8 protein-coding genes are annotated in these 11,314 nt (G+C 42.3%); 2 read left to right on the top strand and 6 right to left on the bottom strand.

Going from position 1 to position 11,314, the window contains the following annotated elements; all coding sequences use genetic code 11:
• Positions 1-5: 5 nt before the first annotated feature.
• From IGI92_RS01615 to IGI92_RS01590, 6 genes are all read right to left on the bottom strand, one after another.
• Positions 6-1,019, bottom strand: a complete 1,014-nt coding sequence (locus tag IGI92_RS01615; RefSeq protein WP_430607741.1) for a LacI family DNA-binding transcriptional regulator — start codon at positions 1,017-1,019, stop codon at positions 6-8.
• 220 nt (positions 1,020-1,239) lie between these two features.
• Complete coding sequence (locus tag IGI92_RS01610) at positions 1,240-1,887, bottom strand: DUF624 domain-containing protein (protein ID WP_087626795.1); 648 nt, start codon at positions 1,885-1,887, stop codon at positions 1,240-1,242.
• A 62-nt stretch (positions 1,888-1,949) separates the two neighbouring features.
• The gene (locus IGI92_RS01605) at positions 1,950-3,515 is read right to left on the bottom strand and encodes a sugar ABC transporter substrate-binding protein (RefSeq protein WP_430607738.1); all 1,566 of its coding nucleotides are present in this window, start codon (positions 3,513-3,515) and stop codon (positions 1,950-1,952) included.
• Between the two features lie 11 nt (positions 3,516-3,526).
• Entirely contained in the window at positions 3,527-4,414 is an 888-nt protein-coding gene (locus tag IGI92_RS01600; protein WP_005232446.1) for a carbohydrate ABC transporter permease, read from the bottom strand.
• A gap of 9 nt (positions 4,415-4,423) precedes the next feature.
• The gene (locus IGI92_RS01595) at positions 4,424-5,383 is read right to left on the bottom strand and encodes an ABC transporter permease subunit (protein WP_142437165.1); all 960 of its coding nucleotides are present in this window, start codon (positions 5,381-5,383) and stop codon (positions 4,424-4,426) included.
• Between the two features lie 318 nt (positions 5,384-5,701).
• Positions 5,702-7,063, bottom strand: a complete 1,362-nt coding sequence (locus IGI92_RS01590; protein WP_016619617.1) for a citrate/2-methylcitrate synthase — start codon at positions 7,061-7,063, stop codon at positions 5,702-5,704.
• Between the two features lie 235 nt (positions 7,064-7,298).
• On the opposite strand from IGI92_RS01590, the gene acnA reads away from it, so the two are divergent.
• Both acnA and icd read left to right on the top strand, forming a co-directional pair.
• Complete coding sequence (acnA, locus tag IGI92_RS01585; protein WP_429946977.1) at positions 7,299-9,995, top strand: aconitate hydratase AcnA; 2,697 nt, start codon at positions 7,299-7,301, stop codon at positions 9,993-9,995.
• Positions 9,988-11,238 carry an NADP-dependent isocitrate dehydrogenase gene (gene icd / locus IGI92_RS01580; protein WP_430607735.1) on the top strand — a complete coding sequence of 417 codons (1,251 nt, stop codon included), beginning with the start codon at positions 9,988-9,990 and terminating at the stop codon, positions 11,236-11,238. The genes acnA and icd overlap by 8 nt, the downstream gene beginning before the upstream one ends.
• Positions 11,239-11,314: the final 76 nt, after the last annotated feature.

The following is an 11,314-nucleotide window of genomic DNA, read 5'->3' as shown; positions in this document are numbered from 1 at the left end:
CCTTTCTAGTATGTTGTTTTTCTGACAATCAATTTCCCATTGAGTAATGTGATTTGCGGTTCATTCGAATGGTTATCAATGATATTGACCAAGGTAGTCATGGCTGCTTCCCCTTTTTTAATCTGATCTAATCTGATCGTAGTTAATGGAGGATCATTTAAAGCTGCATAACGGATATCATCAAAACTGATGATCGACAGTTTCTTTTCATAAAAAATAGCTTCTTGTTTTAATTTATGAATAAACTTGATCGCTAAGTAGTCTGCTGTAACGAGCACTGCTTGAAACTTGTCTATGCTGCTGATCATTGTTGCTTGTTGTTCTTCTGTATACTCTAATCCCTCATCAAGCTTTATACCAAAATCCTGCAAAGCCTGATGATAGCCTAGATACCTTTGTTGAATAACCGATGTCTTTGATTGATCAAATTCATAGGACAAAAAGCCGATCTTAGTCAGACCCTTTTCAAGTAAAAAGGCAGTCGCTTCATATGCCGCTTTTTGATCATTCGTATTAATAAAAAAACTATTCGGATAGTCCGTGATTCGATTGAACACTTCATCCTTTAGATGCGTATCAATGAAAACGATTGGGACCTGGACAATCCGATTGACTTCTTCAAATAATTCTTGACTAAATCCTACTGCAATAAACCCATCAAATTTCCAATTTTTCTGTAATTCTCCAATATCATCTGTTTTGGTCACGCTATGGACGAGTGTAAAAAAGCTGTGCTCTTTTGTCACTCGCTGTATGCCATCTAGAACTTCTGTCACAAAAGGGTCCGCAAAGTCCAAATTTTTTTGATCTGAAAAATACAGTACCCCAATTAAGCGAGAAGAAGATTTGACTAACGCTCGTGCATTCATATTTGGTGAATAATTATATTTTTTTATGATCCCTTCGATCATTTCTATCTTATCTTGGGACACACGGTGCGCTTTTTTATTTATAACATTCGAGACTGTCGTCACACTGACCCCTGCTTCTTCTGCAATTTTTTTAATTGTAATCCTCATGCGCTTTGTCCTTTCGATAGTACTTGTTTTTCCTTATTATACCGCATTGTCGAGAAGCATCAATCAAAGGATAGCCAACAAGAATGGGTACCCTTTATTAGAACAATGACAATTTAAGAAAGTGGACTCTTTCCTCCTTGAGTTCTTCTTACGCTCTCTATTTTGTAGGACAAAGGGGCAACAGCACATGGATCAAGGTCTCTAGCTAACTACGAACTCATCAAATTTCTTGGGGTTCAGCGATGGTTCGCTCAGTCTTTTGATACATTTTTTTTAAGAGTAGATTATTGATCAATGAAGTCATGGCGAACCCACCAAACGTATAAACGTAAATAGCAGTCAACAATCTTTCGGGACTACTCAAGCTAAAATACATCATCATACTATTAAAGAGCAACAGCAAACCCGCTTGCTTCCCATTTTGAATCGCTATCAGCAAACAGTTCTTGATACTGCGCCACACACCATCTTCATATCTACCAATATAAGAAAATAGCATGACAAACAATAATAAGAGACAGACGATGAAAGGGAATAAAATGGCTAAGCCAATCACCCTAAAGACTATAGCTTGAAGGGTAAACAAATAGAAATTGAGTGAAAAGATCGTTGTAAAAAAAAGAATACCTAACCAAATAATTGTTGCTTCAAAAAAATCCCTTTTTATCGTAGAAAAGTAGTGTCGCACAAGCCCTTCTTCTTGGCCCGCCAGTATTTTTTGCCAACAAGTGTTCATGGCTGTCAAAGAGACGCCGATTGTAAGGATCGGCAGACTAGTAAGAAGAAATAAGCCATTAAGCAAGCATATATCGGTAATCCTTGTTAATCCTTTCATCAATGGCGTATCAAATCGAAACAAAGTTTTCATGTATACTCCTTTCACCTAGAATAGGAAGGCTGAAGCAGTATTTCTACTTCAGCCAGCACGATCTAATTTATAATTGCTGAGTATCGATCAAAGGCATCATTTTGGATCTCCATAAACTCTTCGATCCCCATTGCGTTCAATTGTTCCAGATAGCTCTCCCATTCTTCTTCAATTCCGCCTTCTACTACCCATTTGGCAGCCATTTGCGAAGCATAAGAACTAATATCTACATAAAGTGCTGACAACCGAGCCAATTCTTCTTGCGAGTAAATCACATTCGGAAATGCAGGTTGGACGTATTGATTGATTTCACTATCAAGAATCAATTTCAATCCATCCCCTTGTGTTTCATCAATCGTCACACGCTCATTAAATTGATCATCCACATATTTTGGTCCAAAATCGCGCAATGAATTGATCCAAGCCCATTCATCCGCTGATTTCCCATCCTGTGGTGGTAAAACTGTATACTGGTCCCCGTTTTTCTCAACACCAACACCAAATGAGCCATAAAAGGTTTGAATGCTTGCATCATCTGTATAGAATTGATCAGCCCACTTTAAGAGCGCAGCAGGATTTTCACAACTCGTTGTTATCATAAACTCATTCCGACCGTAGTTATAATGATCTGGATCGGATATGACATAGCGTTGTCCATCTGGTCCTTTCAATGGTGGTAGTGCAACATACTCCTCAGCATGTAAGCCAAACGTTGCATCCGCCGTCCATCCAGCAGCCACCCCTACAAGAGCGGTATCTTTATTCATTCGTTTCGCATCACTCATGGATGTATCTTGAGTAAACAATTCTGGATCAATTAACCCAGCTTGATACGCCTCACTCATCCAAGAAATGCCATCACGATAGGTTTCTTCCATGCGTAAGTAGATTGGTTTTCCATCCTTCATTGACATTTCGTACGTATTGTCAGCTCCAAGCCGATTGTTAAACGGTAAAATGAATGAGAAGGTTTCACTAAAGTTTCCGACACCATACGGAATCTCATCCGTTGCATCTCCATTTCCATTGGCGTCCTCCTCTTTAAAAGCTGTTAAGACATCAATAAAGTCTTCATAGGTATCAGGCATCTCCAAGCCAAGATTATCAAGCCATGTTTGATTGATAAATAGTTGGTTCGCAATGAGCGGACGCATTGGTAATTTTTTCGGCAAGCTATAGATATGCCCGTCTGGTGATGTAATCATTGCTTTAATTTTCGGATCTTCCGACATGATACGAGTAAGATTAGGCATGTTTTCTGCAATCAAGTCTTCTAATGGAATAAACACATCTTGGTTTTGTGCTATTTCTGCATCATTAAAGGTGATTGACCCTAAAAAGGCATCAGGCAAATCGCCCCCAGCCATCAATACAGACTTTCTCTCACCCCAATCTGCTGAAAGATGAATATCCCATTCAATTTGAATCCCCGCTTTTTCTTCTGCATCTTCTAAAAAGCCTTTTGTAAAATCATCTCCCCAGTCTGACCAGCGAACAGTGGTGATTTTAAATTGATTCGTGTCACTTCCTTGCTCCTCTACCGCCCCTTCATTTCCACAGCCAGTCATCATCCCTAAAATTCCTAAAGAACAAAACAAATACCTCCATTTAAACTGTTTCATCATCATTCCTCCATTTTTTATTCTTTCAACGCGCCGATCATGACACCTTGATTAAAATACTTTTGTAAAAACGGGTATAACATCATAATTGGTGCTGTAGATACGACAATTGCTGCATATTTCATCATGTCTGCCGTTGCTCTTAGCTCAGATGCAAGTTCTCCGGTTGCTTGTGTTTGTAGTAATTGATTACTTATTAGTAACCGTCTAAGTATCAATTGCAATGGTTGTAGATTGTCATTGGTCAAATAAATCAATGCATTGAACCATGAATTCCAAATACCAACTGCTGTCCATAAACCGATAACAGCCAATATCGCTTTTGAAAGTGGCAGTACCATACTAAAGAAATAGCGGATCGTTCCACAACCATCAATTTGAGCTGCTTCCCATAAGCCAGCAGGAATACTATTGTTGAAGAATGTTCTAGCTACGATGATATTGTAACTAGATACTGCAAAAGGAATGACCATTACCCAAAACGTATCTAAGAGACCAACATTCTTGATCGTTAAGTAAGTCGGGATCAAGCCGCCCGAAACGAACATGGGAATAATAAACAATAAAGCCAGCCATTTCCTACCGTGCAAATCTTTTCTAGATAAGGCATAACCAGCGGGGATATTAACGAATAATGCGACAGCGGTTCCTACGATAGTATATAAAATGGTATTCAAGTAGCCTCGCCAGAATAAGGTCTGCTCGAATAAGCGGATATACCCATCTAATCGCCATTCATTTGGCCACAACCAAACATTCCCATTCCCGACATCCGCTGGATCACTAAAGGAAGCAATGATCACAAACCAAAGCGGATAAATGATTAGAAGGATCAACAAAATGGCTACCCCATAAACAAAGAAATCGAATATCCTTTCAGAACCAGTTTTCTTACTTTTTTTCATAATCTCCTCCTAAAACAACCCAGTTTTCGTCAAGCGTCTCGACAATGCATTCACTAATATCAATATGATTATATTGATCACTGTATTAAATAAGCCGATAGCAGTTGAATAACTATATTGAAAGTTTATTAACCCTACTTTATAAACATATGTGGAGATAATTTCGCTTCCTGCTAAATTCAAAGCATTTTGCAACAGCAAAACTTTTTCAAAACCAACACTCAATAAACTGCCCGCTCTTAATATAAGCAAGATCATTGCGGTGGGAAGAATCAGTGGTAAATCAATGTGCTTGATTTTTTGCAGTCTTGTGGCACCATCCATAGTCGCAGCCTCGTAGTAAGTGGGATCGATCGCTGATAAGGCCGCTAAATAAATAATGCTGTCCCATCCAACATGTTGCCAGACATCACTCCAAACATATACGCTTGCAAAACTTCCTGGCTGAGAAAGCAAAGAAGGCAATTCTATGCCAACAAGCCGCATGAGGTTGACAATCAAACCATTGGTAGGTGATAGAAACAAGATCAACATCCCGCACATAACCATTGTAGAAATGAAGTGAGGTAAATAGGTGGTGACTTGGAAAAACTTCTTGAATTTTTCTACACGAATTTGATTGCAGAGAATTGCTAATGCAATTGGCAATGGAAAGCCGACAATCATACTGTAGAGGGAAATAGTTAGCGTATTTCTAAGGGTTACTCCAAATTGAAACGAATTAAAAAATTGAGAAAAATGCTTAAAACCAACCCATGGACTTCCAAAAATACCCAGTGACGGAGCGTAATCTTTAAATGCAATTACTAAACCATACATTGGAATATAGGTGAATATGACTAATAAAATCAAAGCTGGAGCTAATAAGACGTACAAAGAAAGACTATTTTTCATTTTATTCTTGTGAAAATTTGCGTTGCTTTTTTTTTGCACATGTAACCCTCCTACAAAGAAAATCATTCTTTTCATTTTTGTTTTACGGTAGAGATAGGAAAAAAGTAACTACTCCTCCAAATAGCCTTTCGTCTACTATAGAACGAATGTTAAACAATCATTGGCCACGTATCCTGATTGTTTTTTTACTTAGAAGTCAATCAATTTTTTAGTCTGTCTCTTGAAGGTTTAACGTTAAACTATAAGACAAAGTTTAACGTTAAACTTATTTCTTGTCAACGCTTTCATTATTAAAAAACAACAAACTTCTTCTGAGTAATTGGATGGTCGTATAAGCACTAGGATTTTGAACAAAACAAAAACAGCAGCGAGCGTCCTCCCTGCTGTTTTGATCTATCTTGACTCTATATCGATATATTCGCGATCATTTGACACTTCTTTATAGGCGGGGCGCATGATTTTTTGTGCGTTGACCAGCTCTTCGATCCGATGGGCGGACCAACCAACGATCCGTGCAATAGCAAACATTGGTGTATACAGTTCTTCTGGTAGATCCAACATGTTATAAACAAACCCGCTGAAAAAGTCGATATTGGCACTGACTCCTTTGTAGATTTTGCGCTTTTCATTGATGACTTGAGGAGCAATGCGTTCGACCATCGTATACAATTGATATTCTTGCCAAGCTTCTGATCCTTTTTCTTGTGCCAGTTTGGCTACATAATTTTTAAAGATCGCCGCACGAGGGTCGTTGTCGCTGTAAACCGCGTGGCCCATGCCATAAATCAATCCTTTACGGTCAAATGCTTCTTTATCTAGGACTGCTTCCAAATAAGTGCGGATGGCCTGTTCATCGGTAATATCAGCAACGTTGCGCTTCAAATCTCCCATCATTTCCGTCACTTTGATATTGGCGCCACCGTGTTTAGGTCCTTTCAAAGAACCTAGCGCTGCAGCAATCGTTGAATAGGTATCCGTCCCACTGGAGGTAACGACTCGTGTCGTAAAGGTCGAATTATTCCCGCCGCCATGTTCCATATGCAAAACCAGTGCCATATCCAATGTTTGGGCTTCTTGGAAGCTATATTCTTTCGTTGGACGCAGCATAGTCAAAATCGTTTCAGCTGTACTCAACTCTTCGGTCGGGCGGTGGATGTACATGCTCTCCCCTTGATTGTAATGATTGTAGGCATGATAGCCGTAGATTGCCAAGAGTGGAAAGACACTGATCAGCATCAGACTTTGTTCCAACACATTTTCAATACTGATGTCATCTGCTTGCGGATCATAACTTGCCAGTGTCAAGATACTGCGCGATAAACTATTCATGATATCAGAAGAAGGTGCTTTCATAATGACGTCACGAACAAAATTGGTCGGCAAAGTACGTTTTTCTGCTAATAGGCAATGAAATGCCGCAAGTTCTGTTTTGTTTGGCAGTTCGCCGAAAAGTAATAAATATGCAATTTCTTCAAAGCCAAAACGTTTCTCATTGACGAACCCTGCTACTAACTCATTGATGTCAATTCCGCGATAACGCAGCTCGCCACAAGCTTCAACTGGCTTGCCAGCAATGATTTTTTCTGGATAAATGGTGGAGATCGTCGTAAGACCTGCTAAGACCCCCGTGCCATTTAAATCCCTCAGTCCACGCTTTACATCATATTCTGAATAAAGATTCATATCTATCAAATTGTATTTCTGACATTGCGATGCAAGATAGGACAATTTCTCTTTCTTTTCTAATCTTTCCACGGTGATGTTACCTCCAATCTTTCTACAAACTATCGACTACAATGTTATTTAACCGTATACAAACATCGTTAAAATAGTCATCCTATAAAATCGTTGCTTTTTAACAAACTTTCACACATTATAGCACGATGTTTAGAAAATGAAATATTTTTCATAAATTTAATTGATTTTTTAAATTATCAACGTATAATTATTCCTAATAAGTACGATTATCTTCGTAAAAAGGAGGATTCTTATGAAGTGGCAAACTCAACTCACCGTCAATGACACCCAATACACGTATATTGACTTAGCGAAAATCACCCAAGACTTAGGGGCTGATTTATCTCGCTTGCCCTACTCCATTCGAGTTTTATTGGAAAGTGTTGCTCGTCATCAAGACGAGGAAATTACAGAGGATTATTTACCATTTTTAGCGAATTGGCAGGCAGAAAGCCCTACCGGTGTCGTGCCATTCAAACCAGAGCGGGTCGTCTTGCAAGACTTTACTGGGGTGCCTGCAGTCGTTGATCTGGCTGCCATGCGGGATGCGATGGTCGCTTTAGGCGGTGCCGCAGAAGACATCAATCCTGAGATCCCCGTCACACTCGTCGTCGACCACTCTGTGCAAGTCGATCAAGCCGGTACGCCCGGGGCGATCGCTTTTAATACGGAGCGGGAATTTGAACGCAACGCAGAACGCTATCAATTCTTGAAATGGGCACAAGGTTCTTTCGACAATTTCGAAGTCGTTCCGCCTGAAACAGGGATCATTCATCAAGTCAACATCGAATCATTGTCTGATGTGATCTTGCAAAAAACACACGAAGAACAACGTCTGCTGTTTCCTGATACATTGCAAGGAACCGATTCTCACACCACGATGATCAACGGTTTGGGGGTCCTCGGTTGGGGGGTTGGCGGTATTGAAGCGGAAGCTGCGATTCTTGGCGAACCTTCTTTCTTTCCTACACCTGAAGTCATCGGGGTGAAATTTATCAACGAGATGCCTGCAGGTACCACAGCTACCGATTTAGCACTAAAAGTAACCGAAGTGCTGCGGATCGAAAAAGTGGTTGGAAAATTTGTCGAATACTTTGGCCCGGGCTATGGTCATTTGAGCTTAGCCGATCGGGCGACATTAGCGAACATGGCCCCTGAATATGGTGCCACTTGCGGTTTTTGTCCGATCGATCAAGAGACCTTGAACTACTTGGCAACGACCGGGCGCTCCAGCGAGCTGATCGAACTCGTTACCGCTTACGCCAAAGCCAACCATTTCTTTTATGATGAAACGACCGTGCCGACCTATACTAAGGCGATCACCATTGATCTAGCAGAAGTTCAGCCGGCATTAGCGGGCCCCAAACGCCCGCAAGATCGGATTTTGCTACCAGCAGTCCGTCAGGATTTTGAACAATCAGTCACGGCAGCCGTTGGTCCCAAGGGCTTTGGACTTTCGGAGGATGAATGGCAAAAAGAAGCCAGCGTTACTTGGCCAGATGCTGCAGCAGACAAATTAGAGACCGGCGATATCGTTTTGGCGGCGATCACTAGCTGTACGAATACTAGCAATCCTTTCGTCATGCTCTCTGCAGGCTTATTGGCAAAAAAAGCCATTGAAAAAGGTTTGACCGTCCCTCGTACGGTCAAAACCTCCCTTGCACCTGGCTCCCAGATCGTGACCACCTATTTGCAAAACAGTGGTTTGCTGCCGTATTTAGAGCAACTCGGCTTTTATTTAGTGGGCTACGGTTGTACCACCTGTATCGGAAATTCCGGTCCTTTAGAAGCGCCGGTCGCTGAAGCAATTGAGGCGGAAAATCTACTGGTGGCGTCGGTTCTGTCAGGCAATCGGAATTTTGAAGGAAGAATCCATCCACAGATCAAAGCCAACTATTTGGCTTCGCCGCCGTTAGTTGTTGCCTATGCGATCGCTGGCAGCATTCGCAAAGATCTTACAAAAGAACCATTAGCTATCGTCAATGACGAGCCGGTGTATTTGTCTGATATTTGGCCTAGCAATGAAGAAGTCAATGCTTACGTTCAAGAATACGTCGGACCAGAAGCATTTCGCGCTGCCTATGAGCATCTTTTTGATGCCAATGAACGCTGGAATGCGATCGAAACCACCACGAGCGCATGTTATGAATGGGAGGAACAATCTACTTACATTGCTCATCCACCCTACTTTGAAACATTGACCAAAGAATTGCCTAAACCAGATGTCTTAGCCGATCTGAAAGTCTTGGCAAAATTGGGCGATTCCGTCACCACTGACCATATTTCTCCTGCCGGCAGCATCAGTATGGATTCAGCAGCCGGAAAATTTTTACAAGAAAAAGAAGTTCCATATCGTGAATTCAATTCCTTTGGTTCGCGGCGCGGCAATCATCAGATTATGATGCGGGGGACTTTCGGCAACATCCGTCTGCAAAACCAGCTGGTTCCTGGCAGTACTGGCAGTGTCACGCATTATTTTCCAACTGGGGAAACCTTGTCGATATTTGACGCCGCTACGAATTACCAAAAAGCCGGCCAAAGCTGTATCATTTTAGCTGGTAAAGATTATGGCATGGGTTCTTCTCGCGACTGGGCCGCCAAAGGGACACAATTGTTAGGCGTTAAAGTCGTCTTAGCAGAAAGCTTCGAAAGGATCCATCGCAGCAACTTGGTCATGATGGGGATCATTCCTCTTGAATATCTGGCTGGTGAAAGTGCCACCTCTTTTGCTTTAGATGGCAGCGAAACATTCTCGATCGCTTTGCCAGAAGAGCCAGCGGTCAAGCAGCTGGTCGAAGTCACTGCGCAACGGACCGACGGAGGGACTGTCTCCTTTATGACCCGTCTACGCTTTGATGCCCCTGCAGATATTCGCTATTGGAAGCATCAAGGAATTTTGCCAATGGTCATTCGAAAAAAAGCGGAATTAGGAGGAGCTGCCCATGTCTAACCAAACAACCCATGAAGCAACGACGATCACCATTCCTTACATTGCAGGAGACGGCATCGGTGCCGAGATTTGGCAGGCTGCGCAACCTGTGATTGATGCAGCCGTGAATAAAGCTTATGACAATCAGCGCCACATCGAGTGGCTGGAAGTTTTAGCTGGAGAAGCCGCCTTTGAACAGACAGGGGAATGGCTGCCGCAAGCAACCATCGATACGATCAAGGCCCAGCAATACGCCTTGAAAGGACCGTTGACTACCCCGATTGGCGAGGGCTTTCGCTCCTTGAATGTCACCTTACGGCAGACCCTGGATCTTTATGCCTGTGTCAGACCTGTTCGCTATTTTACAGGGGTCCCTTCGCCTTTAAAACAGCCAGAAAAAACCGATATGGTGATCTTTCGAGAAAATACTGAAGATGTTTATTCTGGCATCGAATTTGCCAAAGACGACGATGCAACACAGCGTTTGATCCAGACACTGCAAGCAGACTTTGCCGTCAAGGCGATTCGTTTTCCTAAAACTTCCGCTATTGGCATCAAGCCGATCTCTTTAGAAGGCAGTCAACGCTTGATCGCTGCTGCCATTGAGTATGCGATTACTCAAAAGCGACCCACGGTGACACTGGTGCATAAAGGCAATATCATGAAATTTACAGAAGGCGGATTTAAAAACTGGGGCTATCAGCTTGCAGAAACCACGTACGCCGACCAGTGTTTTACAATGAATCAATACAACAAAATCAAAGCAGAAAATGGTTCAAAGGCAGCCGAAGCCGCCCTTGCCTCGGCCAAAGCGGCTGGAAAGATCGTTGTTAACGATGTGATCGCCGACAACTTTTTACAGCAGATCCTTTTGTATCCAGAAAAATTCGATGTCATTGCCACTTGTAATTTGAACGGCGACTACATTTCTGATGCACTCGCTGCACAAGTTGGCGGCATCGGGATCGCCCCCGGCGCCAATATCAACTACGATACTGGGGCAGCCATCTTTGAAGCTACCCACGGAACGGCACCGGATATCGCAGGACTTGGCAAAGCCAATCCCTGTTCACTTCTGCTATCGGCGTGCATGCTATTAGAACATTTGAACTGGCCGGAAGCTGCTGCAATACTGACGCAAGCCATTGAACAAGCCTTGCAAAGTCAGCACGTCACTGCCGACTTCGCACAGTTGATGCCCGAAGCCGTCTGTTTAACGACACAAGCGTTTGGTGAACACCTCCTTCAGCTGATCCATTCGTAAACTCAAGCTGTGATTGAGTCGGCATTTGCCTGCTCAATCACAGCTTGAGTGCGTTTTCACCTTTTGAGAAACTATA

Origin of the sequence: Enterococcus sp. DIV2379, from assembly GCF_050542965.1 — a bacterium.
Taxonomy (GTDB): domain Bacteria; phylum Bacillota; class Bacilli; order Lactobacillales; family Enterococcaceae; genus Enterococcus_D; species Enterococcus_D entomosocium.
The sequence above is the reverse complement of the archived record's forward strand: the minus strand, read 5'-3'. Positions and strand labels throughout refer to the sequence as shown.

Excerpts from the sequence above, each read along its gene's own strand:
- IGI92_RS01615 (WP_430607741.1), bottom strand. The coding sequence starts at position 1,019 with ATGAGGATTACAATTAAAAAAATTGCAGAAGAAGCAGGGGTCAGTGTG.
- IGI92_RS01610 (WP_087626795.1), bottom strand. The coding sequence starts at position 1,887 with ATGAAAACTTTGTTTCGATTTGATACGCCATTGATGAAAGGATTAACA.
- IGI92_RS01605 (WP_430607738.1), bottom strand. The coding sequence starts at position 3,515 with ATGATGATGAAACAGTTTAAATGGAGGTATTTGTTTTGTTCTTTAGGA.
- IGI92_RS01600 (WP_005232446.1), bottom strand. The coding sequence starts at position 4,414 with ATGAAAAAAAGTAAGAAAACTGGTTCTGAAAGGATATTCGATTTCTTT.
- IGI92_RS01595 (WP_142437165.1), bottom strand. The coding sequence starts at position 5,383 with ATGAAAAGAATGATTTTCTTTGTAGGAGGGTTACATGTGCAAAAAAAA.
- acnA (WP_429946977.1), top strand. The coding sequence starts at position 7,299 with ATGAAGTGGCAAACTCAACTCACCGTCAATGACACCCAATACACGTAT.
- icd (WP_430607735.1), top strand. The coding sequence starts at position 9,988 with ATGTCTAACCAAACAACCCATGAAGCAACGACGATCACCATTCCTTAC.